The following is a 25371-nucleotide window of genomic DNA, read 5'->3' on the forward strand; positions in this document are numbered from 1 at the left end:
GGATGACCGGCGCCGTCGTCATCACCCGTCCCCTGGCGCAAGCCTTGCCGTTGGCGGCCCGCGTTAGCGCGCTGGGCCGCCGGGTGGCGTTGTTGCCGCTGCTGGAAATCGAAGCCTTGCCCGAGCCGGCCGCCTTGCTGGCCGCGCTGGCGAAGCTGTGCGCGCCGCAGCCGGGCTACACGATGGTGGCCTTCGTCTCGCCCAACGCCATCGACGCCGCCTTCGCCCATATCAAACAGTGGCCGGCCGGCGTCAAGCTGGCGGTGCTGGGGGAGGGCAGCCGCGCCGCCCTGGCCGCGCATGGCGTGACGCCGGCGACGGTCGATATCGTCAGCCCGGCCGACAGCGCCCACAGCGATTCCGAACACTTGCTGCAAACGCTGGACCTGGCCGCGCTGCGCGGCCAGCCGGTGCTGATCGTGCGCGGCGAAAGCGGCCGCGAGCTGATGGCCGACGGCCTGCGCGCGGCCGGCGCCGTGGTCGACGTGGTGCCGGCCTACCGCCGCTCGGTGCCGCGCCTGACGCCGCAGCTGGCCACGACCTTGCGCGATTTGCTGGCGCAGCAAAATGACTGGATCATCACCAGTTCCGAAGCCCTGCGCGGGCTGTGCGATCTGCTGGCCCAACTGGACGCTCAGCATGCTGATGCGACGCAGCAGAGTTGCGTTGTATTGATGCAACAACAGCATTTGATCATTCCGCACGCCCGAATTGCCGAAACGGCAAACAATTTAGGGTTTTCCCGTCTGACGCTCACCGGATCAGGCGACGAACGCCTGCTGGCCGCGTTACAATCACGCCTATGAACGATTTGCCTACCTTACCCGATCCTGTCGTCTCCGCCGGCGCCGCCGCCGAGACCCCGCCTGCGGCCAAGCCGCAGTCTGAGCCCAGCCTGCTCGAAACCGTGCAACAGCCGCAGATGCTGCTGGTCGGTATCGTCGTGCTGGCCATTTTGCTGGCCGGTCAATCCTGGTCCTCGCACAACCAGGTGCGCAACCTGCGCGAAGAAATGGCGCGCCGCCTGCAGAAGGGCGACGCCAGCAATGCCGAAACCGGCACCTTGGCGCGCGCGGTGCAGGAGACCAGCAAGGAGCTGCAAGGCAAGGTCGCCCTGTTGGAAAGCAAGCAGCAGGAAGCGCAGAGCCAGCAACTGGCGCTGGAGCAGCTGTACCAGGACCTGTCCAAGAACCGCGACGAGTGGGCGCTGACCGAGATCGAACAAGTGCTGTCGACCGCCAGCCAGCAGCTGCAACTGGCCGGCAACGTGCCGGGCGCGCTGATCGCGCTGCAAAACGCCGACCGCAGCCTGTCGCGTTCGGACAAGCCGCAATTCATCACCATCCGCCGCGCCATCGCCAAGGACACGGAAAAGCTGAAGGCCTTGCCGAGCGTCGATTCGGTGGGCATGGCGCTGCGCCTGGACAATGTGATCGCGCAGATCGATACGCTGCCGATGCTGTCGGACGAAAAGCCGACCTTGCCGGCGCCGCCGGAAAAGAAGGCCAAGGCCAAGCCGGCCGTGGGCAAGGGCGGCAAGCCTGAGCCGGTCGAGCAGACCAGCCCGTGGCTGCAAGCGCTGCAAGACACCTGGAACGGCTGGAGCAGCGAGATGTGGACCGACGTGCGCCAGCTGATCCGCGTACGCAGCGTGACCACGCCGGATGCGCTGATGCTGTCGCCGAGCCAGGCTTACTTCCTGCGCGAGAACCTCAAACTGCGCCTGTTGAACGCGCGCATGGCCCTGTTGTCGCGCAACGAGACGGCCTTCCGCGCCGACCTGATCGCGGCGCAGGAAGCGCTGGTCAAGTATTTCGACGTCCGCGCCAAATCGACGCAGACCGTGCAGACGCTGCTGCGCCAGGTGCAAACCAGCAATCTGGCGATCGAAATGCCGACGCTGTCGGACAGCCTGAACGCTGTGCGCAACTACAAAGCGAAGCCATAGTCATGCGTTTATTTCTCTGGATAGTCGCTTTGATGGCTGCCGCCATCGGTATCGCCGTGACGGCGCGTTTTAATCCGGGCAATGTGGTGTTGTTCTACCCGCCGCACCGGATCGACCTGTCGCTGAATTTCTTCGTGGTGCTGGAAGTGGCGCTGTTCGCCTTCCTGTACCTCGTGATCCGCGCCTTCCGCGCGACCATCAGCATGCCGCGCAAAGTGGCGGCCTACCGTCAGCGCAAGCGCGAACGCGACGGCAACAAGGGCTTGCGCGAAGCGCTGAAGGCCTTGTTTGAAGGCCGCTTCGGCCATGCTGAAAAGGCCGCCTTGCGCGCCTCGGAGCTGGAGGAAAACGCCGGCGTGGCCGCGCTGATCGGCGCCCGCGCCGCGCACCGCATGCGCCAGGGCGCGCGCCGCGACCACTGGCTGGCCAAGCTGAGCGACGACAACGCGATGAAGACCGCGCGCCTGATGACGATGACCGAACTGCTGGTCGACGACCATCAGCCGGAGCAGGCCTTGGCGGCGGTGCGCGAGCTGAACGCCAGCGGCACCCGCCACATCCACGCCTTGCAATGGTCGTTGAAGGCGCAGCAGCAAGCCAAGAACTGGCCGGAAGTGCTGCGTCTGGTGCGTTCGCTGGACAAGCACCGCGCGCTGCATCCGGCGCTGTCGTCGCGCCTGCGCGAGCTGGCCTATGACGACATGCTGTCCGACAGCGGCCACGATGCGGAATCGCTGCAGCGGGTCTGGTCGACCGTGCCGGGCGCCGACCGCATCAAGCCTTACGTGGCCTGCCGCGCCGCCACCGCGCTCAATGCGCGCGGGCTGCACGACGAGGCGCGCCTGGTGGCGGAAGAATCGCTGGCCGCCGACTGGGACGACCGCGTGGTGCGGGCCTACCGCGAAGCGGCGGCGCCGGCCGGCTCGGCGGCCTTGCTGCTGCAGATCGAGCACTGCGAAAACTGGATACACACCCGGCCGACCGACGCCGAGCTGGCGTTGACCTTGGGTTCGCTGTGCCTGAAGCAGAAATTGTGGGGCAAGGCGCAGCGCTTCCTGGAGCAGGCCCTGTCCGACGCCGCCGACCCGCGCATGGTGCGCGAATCCCACCTGAAGCTGGCGCAAATGCACGAAGCGCTGGCCCAGCCGGAAGAAGCCGCCAACCACTACCGCCAGTGCGCGCTGGCCAGCATCCTGTAATTCCCGCTAACCCGTCCTCGCGACGGGTTTTTTGCGTTCAGGACTGATCATCATCCGTTTGGTTTTCGGAACGCGGTTTGCCAGTCTCAAGAAACACCCAGATTGAAACTCCCAGTCCGACAATCATTGCGATGACAGTGACGACGTGGATCAAGTTCATTTCTCCCTCATTTTCGGAAGATAGTAAAACGCTACCACGCCCAGTACCATAGACGCGGTAGAGAAGCTAATGCTGATAAAGAACATCAAGCTCGGGTCGATCAAGCGAGGATCGTGCTCTGCAACGACGTTGAGCGCGCAGAGCGCCCCGTATAGGGTGATGAATAGCAGCGATATGCTATTGAGTATGCTTTTCATGCCAGCCCTTTTTATTGATGCGTGTTCCAGCTCATTGACGACTGAAATATGCAGCACCAATCAGTTTAGGCGAATCGTCGGGTTTCGCTATTGAGTCCGCTCAGTCTGCGCAACAAGCCCGGAGCGCAGCTTGGTGCTGCCTTTCGTAGGCGTTGTATGGGTTTTTATGTTGGGTAGTACCGTTTCAGCAGCATGTTGATGGCGGCGGTCATGCCCAGCATCGCCGCCGCGTGCAGGCCGGACGCCGCCAGCAGCAGCGTCTGCGAACCCGCCACCGCCACCTCGCGCACGGTGCCGTCGCTGCCGCACAGCGGAACCAGCATCGGCGCCAGCATCAGGCCGGCGCCGTGCACGGCCGTCATCAAGGCGGCCGAGGCGGCGTGGCCGGCCGCAATGGGCGCCATGACCTGCAGCGCCTGTTTATGCCTGTGCATGGCAGCACGCCGCCGCAGCCGGCGCGGCCTGGTAACGGTCGTGGTGACGCACCCATGCCATCGTATAGGGCAGGTCTTCCTCGTGGCGGCCCAGCGGGGTCAGGTCGAGGAAGTTATAGGTGTGCATCATCACCTCCACGCCGCGGCCGTAGGTCGAGTAGCTGTGGTAGACCACGCCGTCGTCATCCTTGTAGAACACGCTGACGCCGGGCATGTCGGGGTTTTTCATCGGCTGGCGCTGGTAGTTGTAATCGACTTTGCCGCTGGCCAGCTCGTCGGGCCGGAAGCTGACGTGGAAGTCGTAGTTGAAATCGCCTTCCCCCGACGACACCCAATTGAAGCGCCAGCCCATGCGATGGCGGAAGCGCTCGATGTCGGCCAGCGCCGCGCGCGAGACGGCGATGAACGTCACGTCGCGCTGCTCCAGGTGGGCGAGGGCGCCGTCGGTATGGTCCGCCATATAAGAGCAGTGGCTGCATCCCTGTTCGGCGCCCGGCGTGAACATGAAGTGCTGCACCATCAGCTGGCGCCGGCCGTCGAACAGCTCGGCCAGCGTGCGCTGGCCCTGCGGCGTGTCGAACACATAGTTTTTTTCAACCCGCACCCACGGCAGCGCCCGGCGTTCGCGCGCGACCTGGTCCTGCATGCAGGTCAATTCCTTCTCGCGCGCCAGCAAGTTCTGGCGTTGCCGCAGCCATCGTGCGGGCGAGACGACGGTGTGGCTCAAGGTTTCGGTAGTACTGGTCATGGTTGCCTCCTGTAGACGCGCCTCGGATCGGCGCTGCAGGACAACTCTATGCCTTCGGCGGTGGCGCAGGGAGTAACAAGATTGTCGTGAAACCGGCCAGGCCGAGGCCAGCGTCGCGAATCCCAACTGACGCTGGCGCAACCACTACCAATTCCTTATTGCTTAACGCCGAAGGCGGCAAAAGCACCGGCTATTCCGGGATCAAGTGCCAATGCGGCCTGGATGTCGGCGCTGCCCTCCTTGTGCCTGCCGCGCCTGTGCTGCGCGATACCGCGACCGAACAGCGAGTAGGACATTGCCGGCCGCATGGTCAGTGCAGTGTCGTAGGCGGCGACCGCGGCGTCGTAGCTGCCCATCCGAAGCAATACGAAACCTTTGCTGTCGAAGGCCTGGACGTGTTGAGGCTCCTTCAGCAGTGCCGCGTTGCAGTTGTCCAGTGCGGTTTGTAGCGCGACGTTGTGGGTCGCGAGATACCAACAGATGTTGTTCATATCCGTTGCTGTGCCGGTGATATCTCTGGCGGTATCAAAGTCCGCCTTGGCGGTTGTCAGCTGCCCCAGTTTGGCGTATGCGATGCCGCGTGCAAGCAGATGGTTGGCGCGTTCGGCGCTAGCTGACGGGGTATCCGCCAAGATTGCTGTGTAGGTGTCGACTGCCGCCGTATAGTTATGCGTATCGTATTCAAGCTCGCCACGCAGCTTCAGTGCCGCGCTTGCGCGCGGATTCATGGCCAGCGCGGCGCGAATGGCGGTTTGCCGGCCGGGGGTATCGGATTTGGGCAGAAGTTCTACGCGCGTCAGGTGCAGTGCGATATCGGGTGCAACTTTGAGACCGCGATCCAGCGCGGCGAACGCTGCCTTGGGTTGATGCAACCAGGCATAGATGTACGCGGCCTTGACGTAGCTTTGCGGCTCGTTGGGAATTGCTGCGATCAAAGCCGCAGCTTGCTCGGCTGCCTTATCCACATCGCCTCTTGCACGATGGATGCGCGCCAGCAGGGGATATGCTCCCGGAACCTCGCCAGGGGCCAGGCGAATCGCTTGCTCGGCATCGGTGCGAGCCTGTTCGTACTGGTGATCGCCTTCATAGGCCAAACCGCGTCGATAATAGGAAAAAGCGTCGCTGGAATCCAGTTGGATGGCGCGGGTGAAGTCGGCCAATGCATCGGTATAGTGTTTGTCCCGCAGCGCGAGCAAACCTCTTGCCCGGTAGCCCACCGGATTCGCCTTGTTAAGCGACACCGCCTTTTCGCTGTCCTGCTTCGCCAGTTGATAATCTTCATTCCAGAAATTGGCTATCGCGCGATCGGCGTAGGCCATATCGCTTTTCGGATCGCGTTCAATTGCTCGGGTAAAGGTGGCGATGGCTTGCGAAGTGTTGCCTTCATTCAGTTGCTTAGTGCCGATGTCGATCAGGTTGACGGCGTCGACGCTGGCGGCGACCGACGGTGCGGCGGGACTGCCGCTATCGCTGCCGGTATGGCTGGCGCAGCGGGCCAATCCCAGGATCAGCCAGAAAACCAGCCAGCCCCAGTTGAAACTGCTGCTTTGTTTTTCATAGGATGTCTCCACGGGTTTGCGGCGGCCAATGAAAGCCAGCTTGCGCCGCCAGCCGGGGATCTGCCCATTCAGTTCGCGCCAATGCACGGCGGTGGGGACATTGACGATCAACGCCAGCCAGTCCGGGAAGCGGGCGATCATGGTTTCCAGCGTGCTGGCATGCTTCAGCAGCTCGCTGGTGCTGGGTTTCGCCGGCTCGCGCAGGCGTAGAACCAGTTGACGTTGCTGGTACTGCTCGGTTTCAGTCTGCAGCTCGTACATGGTGCGCTGGTCGATGGCGGCGTCAAGCTGAGCACCGGCCTGGCCCAGGCTGAGTACGCGGCGCCGGTCCTGGTCCCAATCGAATACCTTGATCGCGGCCACCAGCAGCGCTTCGTGCCCTGGCTGCCAGCCTGCGGCCAGCAGGTGCGCCACGTTGTGCTCGTAGATGTCGCGGGCAAGAATACTGACTAGCCGGTCGTCTGCCAGACCGGCGCGCAATTCGCGCTCCCAGACTGCGGCATCGATGATGGGCCGTTCGCCGGACAAAGTGTGGCAACGGACCATGAATTCGGCGAACACTTCGCCGCCTTGCGTCGCATGATCGACGGCGGCTTCGTGCTGCGCCGAAGCTGTGCCGGCGCTTGCCACAGTTTCTGTGGCGGCGAGCGGCGGTGCGATGGCTGCAGCGCCGGCGGGATACGGCTGTTCGATGTCGTCGGCCGCCGTATGGCGTGACCACATCAGTGCTACCTCATAGGCTTCGCGCAGGCTCTGAAAACCGGCGGCGTCGTTTTCCTGATCGATCAGTTTGAGTTCGCGCGCATAAGCGCGCCGGATACTGCGCTCGTCGGCGTCGTCGGGAAGGTCCAGGCGTTGAAGGAAGAAATGGCGATTGTCCATGGATGCTTGCTGGTCCTGTTACGCGGGATCGGAGTGCGGCACGGTGAAGCTGTCGCGCTCCATGTCGTTGAGCAAGGTCTCGAATTGCTTGCGTACGGGTTCGATATGGCGCTTGTCCTGGGTTTCCAGCGCCTGCTCGAAGGCCAGGATCTGCGCGCCGAACCATTCGCGCTGGCCGCCGCGCAGTTGCTGGTACAGGCGCTCGGCACTGGCTAGCAGCGTGCGGTGTTCGATGCGGTCGCGCGGATGAATCTTCAGCTCGGACAGGGCGATGAAACGCGCGGCGATCTCCACTTCGGTCAGCATGCCGGGATTACCTTCGATGACCAGGGTATGCGCTTCCTGGGTTTTGACGATGGTGGCGGCCACTTGCAGCAAGCCGTTGACGTCGTAGGTAAAGCGGACATCGATGCCGCTGTCGTCGCGCGCCAGGCCGGGCAGGGGGATCTTCAGGCAGCCAAGGTGGATGTTGTCGCGCGCCATGCGCGCTTCGCCCTGGTAGACGTTCAGCGATAATTGCTTTTGCCGTTCAGTGACGGGGAAGTAGCGCTTGACGCGGCTGACGGGCACCGGAGTGTTGCGTTCGATGATGGGATCGAAGTGGCCGGAGGAGAAGCTGCTGTCGCGCAGTTCCATGGCGACTTCAATGCCCAGCGAGTAGGGGGCCACGTCCGTCATCACGACTTCGTCCAATGCCGCGTCGCGCATCTTCAGGCCGGCCTGCACCGCCGCGCCAAGGGCCACCACTTCATCGGGGTTGATATCGCAAGCCGGGAAGCGGCCGAACATGCGCGCCACCAGTCGTCGCACCATCGGCATGCGGGTGGCGCCGCCCGCCAGCACGACATTGTCCAGCTCTGCGGTGCGCAGGTTGGCGTCGCGCAGCGCGCGTTCGACCGGATCACGCAGTCGCCGCAGCAAGCCTTCACAGATGCGTTCCAGCGTCGCTTCGTCGATGTCCAGCGCATAGTCGATGTCGTTGTGGCTCAGGCGTATCGATGCGCTGGTGCTTTCGCTCAGCGCGCGCTTGGCCGCCTCGGCTTGGGCGGCAAGGCGCTGCATGAAGTAGTGATCGCTTTTCAGGCTGGCGGGAAGCTTGTTGTGGACGAAGAAATGGTCGATCAGGCAGCGCATGAAATCTTCACCGCCCAGCATATTGTCGCCGGCCGAGGCACGCACTTCCATCACGCCCTCGAACAGGTCGAGCACGGAGACGTCAAAGGTGCCGCCCCCCAGGTCAAACACCAGGAACTTGGTTTCGGTGTCGCGCAGATGGATGCCATAAGCCAGCGCAGCAGCAGTTGGCTCATTTAGCAGACGTTCCACGCGCAGGCCGGCCAGTTGCCCTGCGGCGCGGGTGGCTTTGCGCTGGGCATCGGAAAAATACGCGGGCACCGTGATGATGGCCTCGGTTACCGGATGGCCAAGCGCCGCTTCGGCATCTTCCTTCAGCGCGCGCAGAATCAGGGCTGACAATTCTTCGGGCCGAAACTCGCGCGTGCCCAGCCGCACGGTCTTGTCGCTGCCCATGTAGCGCTTGAAGACGGCGGCGGTGCGGTCGGGATGGGTTTGCAGGCGTTCGCGGGCGGCGCGTCCGACCAGGATGCTACCGTCTTCGTCGACGCTGACACATGACGGCGTCAATACGTCACCCAGAGTGTTGGGGATGAGCCGGGACGCCCCGTTTTCCCACACTGCGATCAGGCTGTTGGTGGTGCCAAGGTCGATGCCGACGATCATGCTGTTCTCATTTTTGCAAAAAAAGAAAAATTTTACCAGAAAAACAATTTCCGATTGTCAATCTTTGTGGTGGCTTCGGCATGGCATGGCCGGTTTTGCAGTGCTGCGCCGCACAAGCGGGCTGTACTTCGCTATAATTACGCGGTTAAACATTTGCCAGCACTTACGAGGAAAAACCCATGAGCTTGAATAAAGTATCTTCCGGCCGCGATCTGCCGAACGATTTCAACGTCATCATCGAAATCCCGATGAACGCCGATCCGATCAAGTATGAAGTTGACAAGGAATCGGGCGCGATCTTCGTCGATCGTTTCATGGGCACCGCCATGCACTACCCATGCAACTACGGCTACGTGCCGAACACCCTGTCCGCAGACGGCGACCCGGTCGATGTGCTGGTCATCACCCCGTTCCCGCTGATCCCAGGCGTGGTGGTGCGCTGCCGTCCTGTCGGCGTGCTGAAGATGACCGACGAAGCCGGTGAAGACGCCAAAGTGCTGGCCGTGCCGGTCGACAAAGTACTGTCGATCTACAGCCACTGGCAGAAGCCGGAAGACCTGAACGAACTGCGCCTGCGCCAGATCCAGCACTTCTTCGAGCACTACAAAGACCTGGAAAAAGGCAAATGGGTCAAGATCGACGGCTGGTACGGTCCGGACGAAGCCAAGGAAGAGATCCTGAGCGGCGTCGCCGCTTACAAGAAAGAAAACGGCATCGCGTAATTCGCGCAGTCTAAAACAAGAAAGCCCCGAGCGTCAGCGCCAGGGGCTTTTTTTTATCCGCGCGGCGCGCCGGTGGCCGCTTCGGCCTCGCGCCGCAAACGCGACATGTATTGCGGCGTGATGCCCAGGTAGGACGCGATCGCGCGCTGCGAGATGCGCGCCTCCAGCCCCGGATACTCTTCGCGGAACGCCGCCAGCCGCTCGTGGGCCGAGGTTTCGCCATTGGTGTAGGCGCGCTGGGCCAGCGTCTGCAGGCCGTGCATGGCGATGTTCAGATGGTAATGCTGCATCACCTCGTGCTGCGCCCGCAGCTCGCAGGAACGCTTCCAGTCCAGCGTGAAACCGTGGATCGGCGTCTCCGCGATCAGGAACTGCACCGCAGGTTGGCCGGTTTCACCGCTGATCAAGTCGGTCAGCGTGGTGGCCGATTCGCCCTCGCGATAGAAACGCAAAGTCACTTCGATGCCGTCGCGGTTGAAGAAGCCGCTGCGCACCACGCCGCTGCTGATCCAGTACACCTGGGTCGCCGGCACGCCTGCGCGCTGCATGTACTCCCCCTTGCGGACGTGGAAAGGCTTGGCGATCGCCGCCAATAAATCGGTTACGTTGCTATAGGACTCATCGCTGACGTCGATCCGTTTCATCGTGGCGGACTTGAACCGCTCACGTTGTCTAATAAAATCTGCATTCATGCTTGGCTTGCCACGTTCCTGATAAAACCCTACAAAGGGGCACAGAGTATAGGCCCGTTTGAAATTGCTGTGAAGCAAACTGGTTTCATCCTCGCATAGATAGTTGGTATCGCTACCATTCTACTCTGAAGCCGCTGAAATGGCTTTGAACGGAACGTGCTCGGCCAGCTCGTCGATGTAGTCGTTCATGGCGGCGGTTTCGTCGCGCAGGAAGTCGGCGATGGCGCCGGCGAAGCGCGGGTCGGCCACCCAATGGGCCGACCAGGTCGGCGTCGGCACCAGTCCGCGCGACATCTTGTGCACGCCCTGGGCGCCGCCCTCGAAGCGGGCGATGCCGTGGCGGATGCAGTAATCGATCGACTGCACGTAGCAGGTTTCGAAGTGCAGGCCGGAGACGAATTCCAGCGTGCCCCAGTAGCGGCCGTACATGATGCCGCCGCCCACCAGGTTCAGCGCGGCCGCCACCGGCGCGTCGCCGCGCCTGGCCAGCACCATCATCATGCTGTCCGGCGTGTCGCGCAGGATGCGTTCGAAGAATGCCAGCGACAAATACGGCTTGGAGTAGTGCGCGTGGTAGGTCGACACGTAGCAGTCGTAGAAGAAACCCAGCACCTCGGCGGTGATCTGCGCGCCGGCCAGGTGCTCGAAGACGATGCCCGCATCCAGCACGCGGCGCCGGTCCTGGCGGATCTTCTTGCGCTTCTCCATCTTCATGCTGGCCAGGAAGGCTTCGAAATCCGCATAGCCGGGATTGTCCCAATGGAATTGCACGCCTTCGCGCAGCATGAAGCCGGCGTCGGCCAGCGCCTGCTTGTCCTGCTGGTCGGGGAACAGGATGTGCAGCGACGAGGTGCCCAGCTGGCGCGCCACCTGCAAGGCGGCACGCGCCAGCAACCGCCGGTCTTCTTGCGTATGGGCCAGCAAGCGGCTGCCGGTCACCGGCGTGAACGGCACCGCCGACAGCAGCTTGGGGTAGTACTCGATGCCGTTGCGGTGGAAGGCGTCGGCCCAGGCGTGGTCGAACACATACTCGCCACGGCTGTGATCCTTCAGGTATAGCGGCATGGCGCCGGCCAGCACCTCGTCGCGATGCAGCACCAGGTAGCGCGGGCTCCAGCCGGTGTCGGGAGAAGCGCAGCCGCTCTCGTGCAACGCGTGCAGGAAGCTGTGGCTGAGCGTCGGATTGTCGCCGGCCAGCGCCTGCCATTGCGCCGGGTCCACGCCGTCCAGTGAGTCGATGATGGTAAATACTGCGTCTGACACGCCTGCCTCCGGCCTTTGATGTTGGCGCAAGTCTAGCCTATCTGAGGCCGGTCTGTTGGCGGCGGCCCGGCTGTCCCCGTGCGATAATTCGATTTTGCATGTCCCTTGTGCTCGCGAAAGACTACACATGACCTCGAATTTCCTGAATCTGTACACCCACGATTTCGCCCGCGTCGCCATCGCCGCGCCCATTTGCCGGATCGCCGACCCCGCCTACAACGCCCTGCAGACCATCGCCCTGGCCGAACAGGCCGCCGCACAAGGCGCGGCGCTGGTGGCTTTCCCCGAGCTGGGCCTGTCGGCCTACACCTGCGACGACCTGTTCCACCAGCGCGCCTTGCTCGATGGTTGTCTCGATGCGCTCGACAGCGTCGTCGCCGCCTCGCTGCAATGGAAGCTGGCGCTGGTGGTCGGCGTGCCGCTGCGCGTCGAGCATCAGCTGTACAACTGCGCGGTGGTGATCGCCAACGGCCAGATCCAGGGCGTGGTGCCGAAGAGCTATCTGCCCAACTACGGCGAGTTCTACGACGTGCGCCAGTTCAGCAGCGGCGACTACGCGGTCGCCACCGAGATCGACCTGCTGGGCGAGCGCGTGCAGTTCGGTTCCGGCCTGCTGTTCGAAGTGGCCGACATGCCGCTGTTCAAATTCCACGTCGAGATCTGCGAAGACGTGTGGGTGCCGATTCCGCCGTCGTCGTTCGCGGCGCTGGCCGGCGCCACCGTGCTGGTCAACCTGTCGGCGTCGAACGCCCTGGTCGGCAAGGCCGGCTACCGCAACCAGCTGGTGTCGCAACAATCGGCGCGCTGCATCTCCGCCTACCTGTACACCTCGGCCGGCACCGGCGAATCGACCACCGACCTGGCCTGGGACGGGCAGGGCGTGATCTGCGAGAACGGCGAGATGCTGGCCGAGTCCAAGCGCTTCAGCGACGACGCCACGCTGACCTTTGCCGACATCGACCTGGAGCGCCTGTCGCGCGAGCGCATGCGCATGAACACCTTCGCGCAATCGGTGCAGCGCCACGCGGGCGAAGTGAACAAGTTCCGCACCGTGTTCTTCGAACTGGAGATCGGCCGTGACGAACCGCTGGCGCTGAAGCGCTGCATCGAACGCTTCCCTTACGTGCCGGCCGATGCGCGCCGCCGCGACGAGCGCTGCAACGAGGTCTACAACATACAGGTGCAGGCGCTGGCGCAGCGCCTCACCTCCAGCAACATCAAGAAGATCGTCATCGGCATTTCCGGCGGCCTCGATTCGACCCACGCGCTGCTGGTGTGCGCGCGCGTGATGGACAAGCTGAACCTGCCGCGCGCCAATATCCTGGCCTACACCATGCCCGGCTTCGCCACCAGCGACCGCACGCTGACGCAGGCGCACGCGCTGATGAAGCTGGTCGGCTGCTCGGCGCAGGAAATCGACATCCGCCCGAGCTGCATCCAGATGCTGAAGGACTTGAACCATCCGTATTCGGAAGGGCAGGCGCAGTACGACATCACCTTCGAAAACGTGCAGGCCGGCGAGCGCACCAACCACCTGTTCCGCCTGGCCAACCACCACCACGCCATCGTCTGCGGCACCGGCGACCTGAGCGAGCTGGCGCTGGGCTGGTGCACCTACGGCGTCGGCGACCACATGTCGCACTACAACGTCAACGCCAGCGTGCCGAAGACGTTGATCTCGCACCTGGTGCGCTGGGTCGCCGAGTCCGGCGTGATCGGCCGCAACGACGCGCAAGTGCTGCTCGACATCCTCGGCACCGAGATCAGCCCCGAGCTCGTGCCGGGCACGGCGGACGGCCAGCCGGAGCAGCGCACCGAAAGCACCATCGGTCCTTACGAGCTGCAAGACTTCAACCTGTACTATGTGCTGCGCTTCGGCTTCCGTCCGTCCAAGGTCGCCTTCCTGTCGCTGACCGCCTGGCAGGACAAGGAGAAGGGCCGCTGGCCGGATGGCGACCACGTCACCCGCAACCAGTATGGCCTGGCCGCGATCAAGAAAAACCTGGGCATCTTCCTGGACCGCTTCTTCCGCACCAGCCAGTTCAAGCGCAGCTGCGTGCCGAATGCACCGAAGGTGGGCAGCGGTGGTTCGCTGTCGCCGCGCGGCGACTGGCGCGCGCCAAGCGATGCGCAAAGCGTTGTATGGCTGGAAGAATTACGCTCCATTCCGGTGCAAGAAGCGGGGAATTGACAGGTATTCGCATACGTTGATGGACAGCGTGTGCGCGTCGATTACAATACAAAGTAATCGCTCGCGGCTCGCCCGACACCAGATTTTCGTTTGAAACAAAATAAGGAGAAGTCATGAAACAGATTACCGCTGTGATCAAGCCGTTCAAATTGGACGAGGTGCGCGAAGCACTGGCCGAAGTGAATGTCACCGGCCTGACCGTTACCGAAGTCAAAGGCTTCGGCCGCCAGAAAGGCCACACCGAACTGTATCGTGGCGCCGAGTACGTGGTTGACTTCCTGCCGAAAGTGAAAGTCGAAGTCGTGGTCGACGACGGCGTGGCCGAGCAGGTGGTGGACGCCATCATCAAGGCCGCCCGCACCGGCAAGATCGGCGACGGCAAGATCTTCGTGCAGAACGTCGAGCAAGTCATCCGCATCCGTACCGGTGAGACCGGCGCAGAAGCCGTGTAATGCCACTGTTGGTTCGGCATCAAAAATGCCGCCAGCCTGAACGCGCTCAAGTTCGCGCTCAGCGCAGGCGGCATTTTTTTTGTATAGCGATGGTTGGTTATATTAGTTCGAGTACCCTGCGTCGATTAGTAATATAGACCCACTGTCCACTGGAACTCGTGACATGACCACTCGCACACTCGCCGCACCGTCGCCGTTCACGGTCGCCGCAAACCCGGGCACCGCGCCCAACGTCTATCCTGCCGGCGCAACCCGCTACGACACCGCAACAGCCACGTGATCTTCCGCGGCCAGGACCAGAACACCCATCTGCACCGCAGCGGCACTTACGGTACGCTCGATGCTTCGGAGTACTACACCAGCACCTGGAATACCAAACCGGACGCCTACAACGGAGCGATCGGCACGCCACGCCGACCTGGGCGTCTACGGCCAGACCGACTTCCGCACGCCCAACCTGGACAAGCTGGCCGGGCAGGGCGTGCGCTTCACGCAGGCTTATGCCAACTCAGCCGTGTGCTCGGCCACGCGCTTTGCGTCGATCGCCGGCGCTTCCGACATCCTCGGCCTGCCGCGCACGCATCCAACCTTGCCGTCGCTGCTGAAGAAGCAGGGCTACGGCATGGCGCTGATCGGCAAGTGGCACCTGGGCTACCTGCCGACCTTCGGCCCGCCGCATACCGATTCGACACCAAAGAGGTCTTTGTTCTGTTGTTGGCCGGCGTTTATTGACGGTGCCGATGACGTTGATATGCATTTCGGCGATGACCAAGGCGGAGCTGATGTTCGGATTGGCCAGGCGGCCAGAGGCAACCCGGTTGCGGATGGTGGTGCAAGAATTCCTACGGCGTGTCGACGTGCTTCCCTGGGATGGCGACGCGGCGGAACAATATGGTGTGGTTCGGGCAATAATGACGGCAAAGGGCAAGTTTTTGGCGCCGCTCGATTTGCTGATTGCGAGCCATACCCTCGTCAAGGATGCCATCCTGGTCACGAGCGATCATGCCTTCGCTGAAGTCCCTAAGCTGCGGGTCGAGGACTGGACCCGCTAGCATTTTCGTGAAGGACTATTTTTTAGTGGCGTAGGTATAGAAGAAATCGTCGTCGCGCTCCCAACCTTCGGCTTCATAGAGCGCTTGCGCTGTCGTGTTTGTATTGGAGGTTGATAGCGCAAGGCGAATTGCCCCGACCGTGCGCGCGAAATCGGCGGCGGCTGTCAGCAGCTTGGCGCCCACGCCTTTGCGGCGTCCCAGTTCATTGACGAACAGGTCGTTCAGGACGTAGATCCGCCCCAGCGAAACGCTGGAGAAGCTCGGATACAGTTGCGTAAAGCCGATAGGCTCCGATCCGTCGTGCGCGATAAACAGTATCGACTCGCCGTTGCCGAATCGGTCGATAAGAAATTTCTTTGCTGCGGCGACGTCGCTTTCGCGGCCGTAGAACTGGCGGTAGCCATCGAATAAAACGGACAGTGCGTCAATATCAGTGAGTGCGGCCTGACGAATACTCATTGTGCTCATGCGGGTTCCATACCAAAAGTAAAATTATTCGGTTGTCGTGTCTTTTGCGCCCCGAAATCCCAGACCGCCGGAGCGGTCCTTGGAGGGGGCATCAGCAAGTACTTCTCGTGATCATTCAGCTTTCACTGGCACGACGACATCGCAGACGCTGAAATCCGCTTTTTTCTGCTGCCTGATCTTGTCGATGAGGGCGCTCAGGGCTTGGCCTGTCATGACGCTTACCTTGGGTCGTTCGGATGCCGGCAGGTCCGCCAGCAAGCGCACCGACTGCATCAGGTCCGGCTTGGCGGGCGGCTCTCCCTGCTGCAGCGCCAGCAGCACATCCATGCCGACCACCACGCGTCCAATCACGGAGTAGGTGTGGTCCAGGCGGCGACTTGGCGCCAGCATGAAATAGAACTCGCTGTTTGCCGAATCCAGCTGCTCGTCGCGCCCCATTCCCATGACGCCGGCGCAATGGGCGCCCCAGGCAATCCGGGCTTGCTGGTCCGCAAGAATCGGAATGGACTGAAACGGCACGCTACCCAGGAAACCGCTGCCGACATCGTTGGCATTGCTGGCCCAGACTTCGATGGCCTTGCGCTGATGCTTGAAGGTCATCTCGGGCGCCAGGTTCGGATAGGCCGTCTTGCCGCCATCCTTGTTGTTTGGATTGCCGGTCTGCGCCACGAAATTTGCGATGACGCGATGGAACTGCAAGCCGTCGTAGGTTTTTTCGCGCGTCAGCATCTTCACCCGGTCGATGGATTTGGGCGCCATGTCCGGCCGCATCTCGATGATCATGCGACCCTTGCTGGTGTCGATGACGAGCGTGTTTTCCGGATCGAGCGCGCGCCAGGTTGGCTGAGCGTGGCAGATGGGACTAAGGCCGGCGACCAGGAGCCAAGCGATAATGCCGGGTTTGCAAAATAGTCCCATGGATGTCTGCTCTTTCGAAGGTGATCAGTTCTTGTGGTAGTGGAGGTGCAGCTCGAATTTCCAAGTCACCAGCCGCAGCACGGTGATGCAGGCGGCGCTGGCCCACAGCGCGAAGTCGTCGGAGACGTCGGTGTACTGCAGGCCGATGTACATCCAGCAGCCGAAGAAGGCACAGATGGCGTAGGGTTTGCCGTCGCGGAAGACCATCGGTACTTCGTTGCAGACGATGTCGCGCAGCACGCCGCCGAAGATGCCGGTGATGACGCCCATCATCGAGGCGATGAACAGCGGCATGTGCGCGGCCTGCGCCTGCGACACGCCGGCCACGGCGAACAGCCCGAGGCCGATGGCGTCGGCCACCACGATCAGGCGTTCGGACAAAATCTGGCGCAGGGTGCGCATCAGCGGCGCGGCCACCAGCGCCAGGATGAAGATCAGGATCGCGTATTCCTGGTGCAGCACCCAGAACAGCGGTCTTCGGTCGAGCAGGATGTCGCGCAGCGTGCCGCCGCCGAACGCGGTGATGAAGGCCACCGTGAACACGCCCACCACGTCCATGCGCTTGCGGCGCGCTTCAACAAAGCCGGAGAACGCGCCCACCAGAATCGCGACAATCTCGATGACGGTGATCAGGGAAACGTGCGGGACAGGGACGTGCTTCATGTAGGCTTATGGACAAAGTGATGATGCCATAGGTTAACATGACAAACCGACCACGTGTCATGATTCTGATGCCTGGCGCGGTTGACGGCTATGCAGGCCGTCGTTGCGCGCTCAACTGCGTCACCAGGCGCTCGACGTGTGACTCTGCCGCCACAATCGACTCTGACAGCCGCGCGTCGCCGAATTCGTCGAACTCGATGGCCGCCCCATGCACGTCGGTGATGCCGATATAGCCCAGCGCCGTGGTGATCGACGGTTCCACGTGGTTCATGTGGGCGATGCGCTGGTCCTTGCCATAGCCGTAGTCGCCGCGCGAGCTGAGGATGACGAACGATTTGCGCTGCTGGTCCAGCAGCGGCCAGTAGGGCGCGCCGGCGCGGCTGCGGTCGAAGCCGAAGGTCCGGCCCACGCGCACGATGTTGTCGATGTAGGCCTTGAACTGCGCCGGCACGTTGAAGTTGTACATCGGCACGCCCGCGACGACCAGGTCGGCCGCGCACAACTCGTCGATCAGTTGGTCGCTTTCTTCCAGCACCGCGTGCATCCACGGCAGGCGCTGCTCGGGTTTGGTAAAGGCGGCATGGATCCAGTCGCCGGTCACGTGCTGCGGCGGAAGGGCGCCCAGGTCGCGATAGATCACGGTGTCGTCGGGATGCGCGGCTTGCCAGCGGGCGACGAAGCGCGATGTCAGGCGCCGGGTATGGGAGCCGAACGGCTGGTTTGCGGAATTGCCGGGGCGGGCGCTGGAGTCGAGGTGTAGGAGTGTGGTCATGATATGGATGCGGTATGCTCGCGGGTTGTCGAGCAATGACTATAGGTCCCGCTGCCGTGCCCGACAAACCAGCTGAATTGATGCCAGACGAATTGGATTCACTCGAGGACAACCATGTTTCGTGCTTTACCGCTTATCGCGCTGCGTACCTTTGAATCCTCTGCGCGCCACCTGAGCTTCAAGCTGGCGGCCGACGAACTGGCGGTGACGCCGGGCGCGGTGTCGCACCAGGTGCGGACGCTGGAGGAATGGCTGGGCGTGGCGCTGTTCGACCGCCTGCCGCGCGGCGTGCGGTTGACGCCCAAGGGCGAGACGCTGTTCCACTCGCTGCACTCGGCGCTGGCCGACCTGGCGCAAGTGACCAACAGCCTGCGCGAGGTACCGGTGGCCGGCCGCCTGACAGTGACCACGCCCTCGTCGTTTGCCGCGCTGTGGCTGGTTCCCCGCCTGGACCGGTTCTACGCCAGGCATCCGGAAGTCAATCTGCGGTTGGACACATCGACCGCAACCATCGATCTGCAGCAGGACGCCAGCGTCGACGTTGCGATCCGCTACGGCGGCGGCCCGTATCCGGATTTGTACAGCCCGGGCGGCATGGCCGAGACGTTTGGCGTCTACGGCGCGCCGGGCAGGGTGGATGAGTTGATGGAGCATGCGGCGCCGTCGCTGATCTCGGTCCACTGGGCCAAGTCCACGCTGTACCGCGACAGCTGGCGCGCATGGTGCGACGCGGCCGGCAAGGACTGGCTGCCTGGCTTGGCGCTGAGGGAGTATGCGGAGGAAATGTATGCGCTGCAGGCGGCGATCGCCGGGCAGGGGCTGGTGATGGCCAGCTCCATCCTGGTTGCCGATACAGAGCAGAGGGGCTTGTTGAAGGCCGCGCGGCCGGACGTGCAGATCGCCGGCGGCGCCTACACCGTGTTGTGCGTGCCGGGCCGGGAACGGCATCCGCCGGTGCAGGCCTTCTTCGACTGGCTGCGCAGCGAGTGGGCAGCCGTCGCGTCTTAGCGCTGGACTTGCAACGCGGCGCGCAGCAACACGATCAACGCGCCTTCGCCGCCTTCGGACGGGCGCGCCTGGCAGAAGGCCACGACTTCTTCCTTCTGCACCAGCCAGCTGTGCACCATGGACTTGAGTACCGGCTCCTGGCTCCTGGAGCCAAAGCCGCGGCCATGAATCACGCACACGCAACGGTGGTTGCGCATGGCCGACTTGCGCAGGAAATCGCCGATGGCGTCGCGCGCATCGTCGCGGCGCAGGCCGTGCAGGTCCAGCTCGTCCTGCACCGGCCAGTGGCCCTTGCGCATCTTCTTCACCACGTCCGGGCCGACGCCGGGCGCGGCGTAGTTCAGCGCCGGATCTTCTTCCAGGTAATGATCGACTTCAAACAGGTCGGACAGCGATTCGCGCAGCACTGCCGCATCGTCCTCGGCCTGGGTCAGCTTGCGGGCCGGCGCGGCGGCCACGGACGCCGTCGTCGGCAGCTGCGGCACGTAGCGGTCCGACACAGGCATGCGCTTGACGCCGCCCACGCTGGACTGGAAGATATTCGCTTCCACTGCCTGTACCTTTTCCCGCTTGACGCGTTCCGCCTCGGCGGCGGCGCGCGTGTCGGCCTGCTCCTTGAGCTGCTTGGCCAGCGATTTCAGGTCGGCGAAGTCTTTCAGTCCCACGGTATTACTCCTGGCCTTCGAGGTAGCGCTGGGCGTCCAGCGCGGCCATGCAGCCGGTGCCGGCGCTGGTGATGGCTTGACGGTAGATGTGATCCTGGACGTCGCCGGCGGCGAACACGCCCGGTACGCTGGTCGCGGTGGCCATGCCTTCGGTGCCGGTCCTGGTCTTGATGTAACCGTTGTGCATGTCCAGCTGGCCTTCGAAGATGCCAGTGTTCGGCTTGTGGCCGATGGCGATGAACAGGCCGTGCACGGTCAGCTCGCTGACGGCGTTGCTGTCGGTCGAGGCGATCTTGATGCCGGTCACGCCGCTGTCGTCGCCCAAGACTTCCTGCAGCGTGTGGTTGTACTTGATGACGATCTTGCCTTCGGCGACCTTGGCGTTCAGGCGGTCGATCAGGATGGCTTCGGCGCGGAACTTGTCGCGGCGATGGATCAGCGTCACTTTGGTGGCGATGTTGGACAGGTACAGCGCTTCCTCGACGGCGGTGTTGCCGCCGCCGACCACGGCCACTTCCTGGCCACGGTAGAAGAAACCATCGCAGGTGGCGCAGGCGGACACGCCTTTGCCCATGAACGCCTGTTCCGACGGCAGGCCCAGGTACTGTGCCGAGGCGCCGGTCGAGATGATCAGCGTATCGCAGGTGTACTCGTGGCTGTCGCCGATCAGGCGGATCGGTTTCTCTTGCAGCTTGACGGTGTGGATATGGTCGAACACGATGTCAGTATTGAAACGTTCCGCGTGTTGCAGGAAGCGTTGCATCAGGTCCGGGCCTTGCACGCCCATCGGGTCCGCCGGCCAGTTTTCCACGTCGGTGGTGGTCATCAGCTGGCCGCCCTGCTCGACGCCGGTGACCAACATCGGCTTCAGATTGGCGCGGGCGGCGTAGATGGCGGCGCTGTAGCCGGCAGGGCCGGAGCCAAGGATCAATACACGAGCGTGTTTAGTTGTGGTCATGGAAGGCTTCTTAATATGTTGGATTAATCCGAATTTGGGGGCATTTAATGTGACGGCAAGGGCGGCGGCAGGGCAGCCGCTATTGCATTCACAAAGGCAATACAAGATTATAGTGCAAGCAGCGCATCAGGATGAATCGTCGGGCCGGTTGGGGCCCATATGCCTTAGAATAGCCATATCTGAATATTTCCTGACCGATAAGATTGCAACACCTTTATACCTATGAGCAGTAAAAAAGTTCAGGAACGCATGCCAAAAGCCTCTTCCGCCGGATCTTCCGCCTATACCCGCACCCCAACCGAACGCCAGCCCCTGCCCAATCGGCTGGTGCGGCTGCTGTCCGAGGCGCGCTGGCTGGCGCTGGCCGTGCTCGGCCTGTATTTCGTACTGATCCTCATCAGCTACAACAAATTGGACCCCGGCTGGTCCCATGAAACGCTGGTGCCTAAAGTGCACAATCTCGGCGGGCGCGCTGGCGCCTGGCTGTCCGACTTGCTGTTGTATATCTTCGGTTTTTCGGCCTGGTGGTGGGCGTTCTGCCTGCTGCGCATCGTCTGGCTCGGTTATCGCCGGCTGACGCAGAAATATGTGTTGTCCAAGGAGCCCGATCCGGAACACGCGCAGGAACCGTTGATACGCGGAATAGGCTTCGTGCTGCTGTTTATCGGCAGCGTCGGGCTGGAATACCTGCGCATGTACTCGCTGCACGCGCAGCTGCCGCGCGCGCCGGGCGGCGTGCTGGGGCAGTTGATCGGCCATTCGGCCCACGTGGCGTTCGGCTTCACCGGCGCGACCTTGCTGCTGTTGCTGCTGTTCGGCCTGGGCCTGAGCCTGTTCTTCCACGTCTCGTGGCTGAGCCTGGCCGAGCGCATCGGCGGCGGCATCGAGCTGATGATCGACTGGTTCATCCAGCGCTACCAGTACCGCGAAGACCGCCGCCAGGGCGAGGTCGCGGCCGTCAAGCGCGAGGAAGTGGTGGTCATCGAGCGCGCCAAGCATGTGGAGAAACATGTGGTGGCGGCGCCGGTCAAGATCGAGCCGCAGGTGGTTGCCGTGGTCAAGTCCGAGCGCGTGGAGAAGGAACGCCAGGCCAACCTGTTCCAGGATTTGAGCGGCGACAGCCGCCTGCCGGCCCTGTCGCTGCTGGACGAGGCGGCCGAGGTGCAGGAAACCGTGTCGATCGAAACGCTGGAATTCACCAGCCGCCTGATCGAGAAGAAGCTGTCCGACTTCGGCGTCGAAGCCAAGGTGGTGGCGGCCTATCCGGGTCCGGTGGTCACGCGCTACGAGATCGAACCGGCCACCGGCGTCAAGGGCAGCCAGATCGTCGGCCTGGCGCGCGATCTGGCGCGTTCGCTGTCGCTGACGTCGATCCGGGTGGTCGAGACCATTCCGGGCAAGAACTACATGGCGCTGGAGCTGCCGAATCCGAAGCGCCAGATCGTGCGCCTGAGCGAGATCGTCGGTTCCAAGGTCTACAACGACAATCCTTCGCCGCTGACCGTGGCGCTGGGCAAGGACATCGCCGGCAAGGCGGTGGTGGCCGACTTGGCCAAGATGCCGCACTTGCTGGTCGCCGGTACCACCGGTTCGGGTAAATCGGTGGGCATCAACGCCACCATCCTGTCGCTGCTGTACAAGTCCGACCCGGCCGACGTGCGCATGATCCTGATCGATCCGAAGATGCTGGAGATGTCGGTGTACGAAGGCATTCCGCACCTGCTGGCGCCGGTGGTGACCGATATGCGCCAGGCCGGCCACGCGCTGAACTGGGCGGTCAACGAGATGGAGCGCCGCTACAAGCTGATGTCCAAGCTGGGCGTGCGTAACCTGGCCGGCTACAACGCCAAGATCGCCGAAGCCAAGAAGAAGGAAGAACACATCCCGAATCCGTTCAGCCTGACGCCGGATTCGCCGGAACCGCTGGATAAACTGCCGACCATCGTCATCATCATCGACGAGCTGGCCGACCTGATGATGGTGGTCGGCAAAAAGGTGGAAGAGCTGATTGCCCGTATCGCGCAAAAAGCCCGTGCCGCCGGCCTGCACTTGATTCTGGCGACGCAGCGCCCATCTGTAGACGTGATCACCGGCCTGATCAAGGCCAACATCCCGACCCGTATCGCCTTCCAGGTATCGTCGAAGATCGACTCGCGCACCATTCTGGACCAGATGGGCGCGGAAGCGCTGCTCGGCATGGGCGACATGCTGTACATGCCGCCGGGCACCGGTCTGCCGGTGCGGGTGCACGGCGCGTTCGTCTCGGATGACGAGGTGCACCGCGTGGTCAAGCACCTGAAGACCACGGGTGAACCGAACTATATTGAAGGCATCCTCGAAGGCGGCACGCTGGAAGGCGAAGCCGGCGGCGATGCCGTGGCGGGCGAGGCTGGCGGCGAAGCCGATCCGATGTACGACCAGGCGGTGCAGGTGGTGTTGAAGAACCGCCGCGCCTCGATCTCGCTGGTGCAGCGCCATCTGCGCATCGGTTACAACCGCGCGGCGCGCTTGCTGGAACAAATGGAAAATAGCGGAGTGGTCTCCGCCATGCAGTCGAACGGCAACCGCGACATTCTGGTGCCGGCTGCCAGTGCGGAATAAAATAGGATAAATCGTATGATGCGTTTCAAAAATATCGTGGTGCTGGGCGCCGGCCTGCTGGCCGTGGCGTTGGCCCAGGCCGGCGCGCTGGAGCAGTTCAAATCCTTCGTCGCCTCGACCAAGGCCGCCAAGGGCGAGTTCACCCAGAAGCAAGTGAAGAACACCAACGGCGAAGCGCCCAAGGCTTCCAATATCGCCACCGGCACCTTCGTGTTCGCCCGTCCGGGCAAGTTCATCTGGACTTACGTCAAGCCCTACGACCAGGTGCTGCAAGCCGATGGCGACCAGTTGTTTATCTTCGACAAGGACCTGAACCAGGTCACCGTGAAGAAGCTGGGCGATGCGCTGGGCTCGTCGCCTGCCGCCATCCTGTTCGGCAGCAACGACCTGGAAAAGAACTTCACGCTGTCGGAAGCGGGCAGCAAGGAAGGCCTGGAATGGCTGAAGGCCGTGCCGAAAGCCAAGGACACCAGCTTCGAACAAATCACCATCGGCCTGCGCAACGGCTTGCCGGAAGCGATGGAGCTGAAGGACTCGTTCGGCCAGACTTCGGTGCTGTCGTTCCGCAAGATCGAAAAAAATCCGGCGCTGACTGCGACGAGTTTTAAGTTCGTCATGCCGAAGGGCGCCGACGTATTCAATAATAACTAGCAGCCTGCTGTCGCGGGTGTCGACGCCGCAGCTGCGACGCTGCGGCGTTTTTCCATTTAGAGATCATGGCAGACTTATTTTCCACCGAACCGCGCCAGCCGCTGGCCGAGGCCCTGCGGCCCAAGACGCTTGACGACGTCATCGGCCAGCATCACCTGCTGGGGCCGGGCAGGCCGCTGCGCCTGGCGTTTGAGTCGGGCCAGCCGCATTCGATGATCTTGTGGGGCCCGCCGGGCGTGGGCAAGACCACGCTGGCGCGGCTGACCGCCAACGCCTACGAGTGCGAGTTCATCGCCTTGTCGGCGGTGTTCTCCGGCGTGAAGGACATCCGCGCCGCGATGGAGCAAGCCCAGCACAACCTTGACATGGGCAAGCACACCATCCTGTTCGTCGACGAGATCCACCGCTTCAACAAATCGCAGCAGGACGCCTTGCTGCCGTACGCCGAATCCGGCCTGGTGACGCTGATCGGCGCCACCACCGAGAATCCTTCGTTCGAAGTCAACTCGGCGCTGCTGTCGCGTTCGCAGGTCTATGTGCTGCATTCCTTCGACGACGCCGAGCTGCGCCAGCTGGTCGACAAGGCCCGCGCCAAGGTGCTGACGCATCTGGAGTTCGACGAAGCGGCGATCGACACCTTGATCGGCTACGCCGACGGCGACGGCCGCCGCCTGCTGAACCTGCTGGAGCAGACCAGCACCGCCGCCAACGCCGCCAAGACCAACCAGATCACGCCGGAGTTCATCCAGAACGCGCTGACCTTGAACGCGCGCCGCTTCGACAAGGGCGGCGACAATTTCTACGACCAGATCTCGGCGCTGCACAAATCGGTGCGCGGCTCGAATCCGGACGCCGCGCTGTACTGGCTGTGCCGCATGCTCGACGGCGGCGCCGACGCCAAATACCTGTCGCGCCGCATCGTCCGCATGGCGTGGGAAGACATCGGCCTGGCCGATCCGCGCGCGATGCAGATGGCCAACGACGCCGCCGCCACCTTCGAGCGCCTCGGTTCGCCGGAAGGCGAGCTGGCGCTGGGGCAGGCGGTGATCTACCTGGCCATCGCCGCCAAGAGCAACGCCGGCTACAACGCCTTCAACCAGGCCATGGCCTTCGTCAAGAAGGACAAGTCGCGCGAAGTGCCGGTCCACCTGCGCAACGCGCCGACCAAGCTGATGAAGGAACTGGGCTACGGTCACGAATACCGCTACGCCCACGACGAGCCGCACGCCTATGCGGCCGGCGAAACCTACTTGCCCGACGACATGCGCGAGCCCGGCTGGTACCAGCCGGTCGCGCGCGGCCTGGAAAGCAAGATCGCCGACAAGATGGCCTTCCTGCGCAAGCTGGACGAGGATGCCGGCAAGCTTTGACGCCGCGGAGGTCGCAATTTCGTTGTTTCATGGCAACGGAATCGGTGCGAGCATCGAC

At 62.9% G+C, this 25371-nt stretch carries 23 protein-coding genes and 1 pseudogene; 12 read left to right on the plus strand and 12 right to left on the minus strand.

Annotation, left to right across the window (positions count from 1 at the left end):
• Positions 1 to 2 precede the first annotated feature (2 nt).
• From AC1RMD_RS13290 to AC1RMD_RS13300, 3 genes are read left to right on the plus strand one after another with little or no spacing between them, the layout of a single operon-like run.
• On the plus strand, positions 3 to 806 hold the full coding sequence (locus AC1RMD_RS13290; protein ID WP_492927091.1) for a uroporphyrinogen-III synthase: 804 nt from the start codon (positions 3 to 5) through the stop codon (positions 804 to 806).
• Positions 803 to 1948 carry a uroporphyrinogen-III C-methyltransferase gene (locus AC1RMD_RS13295; protein ID WP_492927092.1) on the plus strand — a complete coding sequence of 382 codons (1146 nt, stop codon included), beginning with the start codon at positions 803 to 805 and terminating at the stop codon, positions 1946 to 1948. Before AC1RMD_RS13290 ends, AC1RMD_RS13295 begins: the two co-directional genes overlap by 4 nt.
• Before the next feature lie 2 nt (positions 1949 to 1950).
• The gene (locus tag AC1RMD_RS13300) at positions 1951 to 3147 is read left to right on the plus strand and encodes a heme biosynthesis protein HemY (RefSeq protein ID WP_492927093.1); all 1197 of its coding nucleotides are present in this window, start codon (positions 1951 to 1953) and stop codon (positions 3145 to 3147) included.
• Between the two features lie 521 nt (positions 3148 to 3668).
• Here AC1RMD_RS13300 and AC1RMD_RS13305 read toward each other — a convergent pair.
• The 4 genes from AC1RMD_RS13305 to AC1RMD_RS13320 form a co-directional block, all read right to left on the minus strand.
• Entirely contained in the window at positions 3669 to 3938 is a 270-nt protein-coding gene (locus AC1RMD_RS13305) for a hypothetical protein (RefSeq protein WP_492927094.1), read from the minus strand.
• Positions 3925 to 4686, minus strand: a complete 762-nt coding sequence (locus AC1RMD_RS13310; protein WP_492927095.1) for a DUF899 domain-containing protein — start codon at positions 4684 to 4686, stop codon at positions 3925 to 3927. The genes AC1RMD_RS13305 and AC1RMD_RS13310 overlap by 14 nt, the downstream gene beginning before the upstream one ends.
• Positions 4687 to 4841: 155 nt before the next feature.
• Positions 4842 to 7127: a tetratricopeptide repeat protein gene (locus AC1RMD_RS13315; protein ID WP_492927096.1), complete on the minus strand. Its 2286-nt coding sequence runs from the start codon at positions 7125 to 7127 to the stop codon at positions 4842 to 4844.
• 18 nt (positions 7128 to 7145) lie between these two features.
• The gene (locus tag AC1RMD_RS13320) at positions 7146 to 8867 is read right to left on the minus strand and encodes an Hsp70 family protein (RefSeq protein ID WP_492927097.1); all 1722 of its coding nucleotides are present in this window, start codon (positions 8865 to 8867) and stop codon (positions 7146 to 7148) included.
• 179 nt (positions 8868 to 9046) lie between these two features.
• Here AC1RMD_RS13320 and ppa point away from each other — a divergent pair, with 179 nt between their 5' ends.
• Positions 9047 to 9589, plus strand: coding sequence for an inorganic diphosphatase (ppa, locus tag AC1RMD_RS13325; RefSeq protein ID WP_008447002.1), 543 nt, complete (start codon positions 9047 to 9049; stop codon positions 9587 to 9589).
• A 53-nt stretch (positions 9590 to 9642) separates the two neighbouring features.
• Here ppa and AC1RMD_RS13330 read toward each other — a convergent pair whose 3' ends face one another.
• Positions 9643 to 10233 carry a Crp/Fnr family transcriptional regulator gene (locus AC1RMD_RS13330; protein WP_492927098.1) on the minus strand — a complete coding sequence of 197 codons (591 nt, stop codon included), beginning with the start codon at positions 10231 to 10233 and terminating at the stop codon, positions 9643 to 9645.
• A 168-nt stretch (positions 10234 to 10401) separates the two neighbouring features.
• The gene (locus tag AC1RMD_RS13335) at positions 10402 to 11544 is read right to left on the minus strand and encodes a GNAT family N-acetyltransferase (RefSeq protein ID WP_492927099.1); all 1143 of its coding nucleotides are present in this window, start codon (positions 11542 to 11544) and stop codon (positions 10402 to 10404) included.
• 127 nt (positions 11545 to 11671) lie between these two features.
• On the opposite strand from AC1RMD_RS13335, the gene AC1RMD_RS13340 reads away from it, so the two are divergent.
• The 4 genes and pseudogenes from AC1RMD_RS13340 to AC1RMD_RS13355 all read left to right on the plus strand — a co-directional run bounded on the left by AC1RMD_RS13340 (position 11672) and on the right by AC1RMD_RS13355 (position 15239).
• Entirely contained in the window at positions 11672 to 13735 is a 2064-nt protein-coding gene (locus AC1RMD_RS13340; protein ID WP_492927100.1) for an NAD(+) synthase, read from the plus strand.
• A 113-nt stretch (positions 13736 to 13848) separates the two neighbouring features.
• On the plus strand, positions 13849 to 14187 hold the full coding sequence (locus tag AC1RMD_RS13345) for a P-II family nitrogen regulator (protein WP_020705920.1): 339 nt from the start codon (positions 13849 to 13851) through the stop codon (positions 14185 to 14187).
• A 370-nt stretch (positions 14188 to 14557) separates the two neighbouring features.
• Positions 14558 to 14860 (plus strand): annotated as a pseudogene (locus AC1RMD_RS13350) (sulfatase-like hydrolase/transferase); the annotation flags it as partial.
• Between the two features lie 67 nt (positions 14861 to 14927).
• Positions 14928 to 15239: a type II toxin-antitoxin system VapC family toxin gene (locus AC1RMD_RS13355; RefSeq protein ID WP_492927101.1), complete on the plus strand. Its 312-nt coding sequence runs from the start codon at positions 14928 to 14930 to the stop codon at positions 15237 to 15239.
• 15 nt (positions 15240 to 15254) lie between these two features.
• On the opposite strand, the gene AC1RMD_RS13360 is transcribed toward AC1RMD_RS13355, so the two are convergent.
• The 4 genes from AC1RMD_RS13360 to AC1RMD_RS13375 form a co-directional block, all read right to left on the minus strand.
• Positions 15255 to 15707 (minus strand): GNAT family N-acetyltransferase, encoded by a 453-nt coding sequence (locus tag AC1RMD_RS13360; protein ID WP_492927102.1) that lies wholly within the window; start codon positions 15705 to 15707, stop codon positions 15255 to 15257.
• Between the two features lie 111 nt (positions 15708 to 15818).
• The gene (locus AC1RMD_RS13365) at positions 15819 to 16625 is read right to left on the minus strand and encodes a peptidylprolyl isomerase (protein ID WP_492927103.1); all 807 of its coding nucleotides are present in this window, start codon (positions 16623 to 16625) and stop codon (positions 15819 to 15821) included.
• Between the two features lie 24 nt (positions 16626 to 16649).
• Positions 16650 to 17288, minus strand: a complete 639-nt coding sequence (locus tag AC1RMD_RS13370) for a trimeric intracellular cation channel family protein (RefSeq protein WP_332854212.1) — start codon at positions 17286 to 17288, stop codon at positions 16650 to 16652.
• 88 nt (positions 17289 to 17376) lie between these two features.
• Positions 17377 to 18060, minus strand: a complete 684-nt coding sequence (locus tag AC1RMD_RS13375) for an FMN-dependent NADH-azoreductase (RefSeq protein WP_492927104.1) — start codon at positions 18058 to 18060, stop codon at positions 17377 to 17379.
• A gap of 114 nt (positions 18061 to 18174) precedes the next feature.
• Between AC1RMD_RS13375 and AC1RMD_RS13380 the strand changes: the two genes are divergently transcribed.
• Entirely contained in the window at positions 18175 to 19068 is an 894-nt protein-coding gene (locus tag AC1RMD_RS13380; RefSeq protein ID WP_492927105.1) for a LysR substrate-binding domain-containing protein, read from the plus strand.
• Here AC1RMD_RS13380 and AC1RMD_RS13385 read toward each other — a convergent pair.
• Both AC1RMD_RS13385 and trxB read right to left on the minus strand, forming a co-directional pair.
• The gene (locus AC1RMD_RS13385) at positions 19065 to 19733 is read right to left on the minus strand and encodes a Smr/MutS family protein (RefSeq protein WP_492927106.1); all 669 of its coding nucleotides are present in this window, start codon (positions 19731 to 19733) and stop codon (positions 19065 to 19067) included. The genes AC1RMD_RS13380 and AC1RMD_RS13385 overlap by 4 nt on opposite strands.
• A gap of 4 nt (positions 19734 to 19737) precedes the next feature.
• A complete protein-coding gene (gene trxB, locus AC1RMD_RS13390; RefSeq protein ID WP_492927107.1) occupies positions 19738 to 20691 on the minus strand; it encodes a thioredoxin-disulfide reductase in 954 nt (317 codons plus the stop codon).
• A gap of 249 nt (positions 20692 to 20940) precedes the next feature.
• On the opposite strand from trxB, the gene AC1RMD_RS13395 reads away from it, so the two are divergent.
• The 3 genes from AC1RMD_RS13395 (at position 20941) to AC1RMD_RS13405 (ending at position 25313) form a co-directional block, all read left to right on the plus strand.
• Complete coding sequence (locus AC1RMD_RS13395) at positions 20941 to 23292, plus strand: DNA translocase FtsK (RefSeq protein ID WP_492927108.1); 2352 nt, start codon at positions 20941 to 20943, stop codon at positions 23290 to 23292.
• A gap of 15 nt (positions 23293 to 23307) precedes the next feature.
• Positions 23308 to 23943 carry an outer membrane lipoprotein chaperone LolA gene (gene lolA / locus AC1RMD_RS13400; protein WP_492927109.1) on the plus strand — a complete coding sequence of 212 codons (636 nt, stop codon included), beginning with the start codon at positions 23308 to 23310 and terminating at the stop codon, positions 23941 to 23943.
• Between the two features lie 65 nt (positions 23944 to 24008).
• The gene (locus tag AC1RMD_RS13405; RefSeq protein WP_492927110.1) at positions 24009 to 25313 is read left to right on the plus strand and encodes a replication-associated recombination protein A; all 1305 of its coding nucleotides are present in this window, start codon (positions 24009 to 24011) and stop codon (positions 25311 to 25313) included.
• The last annotated feature ends 58 nt before the right edge of the window (positions 25314 to 25371 follow it).

The organism is Duganella sp. GW822-FHT06D06 (assembly GCF_058799615.1).

What these genes read in the sequence shown, in the direction of transcription:
- AC1RMD_RS13315 (WP_492927096.1), bottom strand. Translation starts at nt 7,127, where the DNA reads ATGGACAATCGCCATTTCTTCCTTCAACGCCTGGACCTTCCCGACGAC.
- AC1RMD_RS13290 (WP_492927091.1), top strand. Translation starts at nt 3, where the DNA reads ATGACCGGCGCCGTCGTCATCACCCGTCCCCTGGCGCAAGCCTTGCCG.
- AC1RMD_RS13320 (WP_492927097.1), bottom strand. Translation starts at nt 8,867, where the DNA reads ATGATCGTCGGCATCGACCTTGGCACCACCAACAGCCTGATCGCAGTG.
- AC1RMD_RS13370 (WP_332854212.1), bottom strand. Translation starts at nt 17,288, where the DNA reads ATGAAGCACGTCCCTGTCCCGCACGTTTCCCTGATCACCGTCATCGAG.
- AC1RMD_RS13345 (WP_020705920.1), top strand. Translation starts at nt 13,849, where the DNA reads ATGAAACAGATTACCGCTGTGATCAAGCCGTTCAAATTGGACGAGGTG.
- trxB (WP_492927107.1), bottom strand. Translation starts at nt 20,691, where the DNA reads ATGACCACAACTAAACACGCTCGTGTATTGATCCTTGGCTCCGGCCCT.
- AC1RMD_RS13330 (WP_492927098.1), bottom strand. Translation starts at nt 10,233, where the DNA reads ATGAAACGGATCGACGTCAGCGATGAGTCCTATAGCAACGTAACCGAT.
- AC1RMD_RS13295 (WP_492927092.1), top strand. Translation starts at nt 803, where the DNA reads ATGAACGATTTGCCTACCTTACCCGATCCTGTCGTCTCCGCCGGCGCC.
- ppa (WP_008447002.1), top strand. Translation starts at nt 9,047, where the DNA reads ATGAGCTTGAATAAAGTATCTTCCGGCCGCGATCTGCCGAACGATTTC.
- AC1RMD_RS13380 (WP_492927105.1), top strand. Translation starts at nt 18,175, where the DNA reads ATGTTTCGTGCTTTACCGCTTATCGCGCTGCGTACCTTTGAATCCTCT.
- AC1RMD_RS13300 (WP_492927093.1), top strand. Translation starts at nt 1,951, where the DNA reads ATGCGTTTATTTCTCTGGATAGTCGCTTTGATGGCTGCCGCCATCGGT.
- AC1RMD_RS13305 (WP_492927094.1), bottom strand. Translation starts at nt 3,938, where the DNA reads ATGCACAGGCATAAACAGGCGCTGCAGGTCATGGCGCCCATTGCGGCC.
- AC1RMD_RS13365 (WP_492927103.1), bottom strand. Translation starts at nt 16,625, where the DNA reads ATGGGACTATTTTGCAAACCCGGCATTATCGCTTGGCTCCTGGTCGCC.
- AC1RMD_RS13395 (WP_492927108.1), top strand. Translation starts at nt 20,941, where the DNA reads ATGCCAAAAGCCTCTTCCGCCGGATCTTCCGCCTATACCCGCACCCCA.
- AC1RMD_RS13340 (WP_492927100.1), top strand. Translation starts at nt 11,672, where the DNA reads ATGACCTCGAATTTCCTGAATCTGTACACCCACGATTTCGCCCGCGTC.
- AC1RMD_RS13375 (WP_492927104.1), bottom strand. Translation starts at nt 18,060, where the DNA reads ATGACCACACTCCTACACCTCGACTCCAGCGCCCGCCCCGGCAATTCC.
- AC1RMD_RS13310 (WP_492927095.1), bottom strand. Translation starts at nt 4,686, where the DNA reads ATGACCAGTACTACCGAAACCTTGAGCCACACCGTCGTCTCGCCCGCA.
- AC1RMD_RS13405 (WP_492927110.1), top strand. Translation starts at nt 24,009, where the DNA reads ATGGCAGACTTATTTTCCACCGAACCGCGCCAGCCGCTGGCCGAGGCC.
- lolA (WP_492927109.1), top strand. Translation starts at nt 23,308, where the DNA reads ATGATGCGTTTCAAAAATATCGTGGTGCTGGGCGCCGGCCTGCTGGCC.
- AC1RMD_RS13355 (WP_492927101.1), top strand. Translation starts at nt 14,928, where the DNA reads ATGACGTTGATATGCATTTCGGCGATGACCAAGGCGGAGCTGATGTTC.
- AC1RMD_RS13360 (WP_492927102.1), bottom strand. Translation starts at nt 15,707, where the DNA reads ATGAGCACAATGAGTATTCGTCAGGCCGCACTCACTGATATTGACGCA.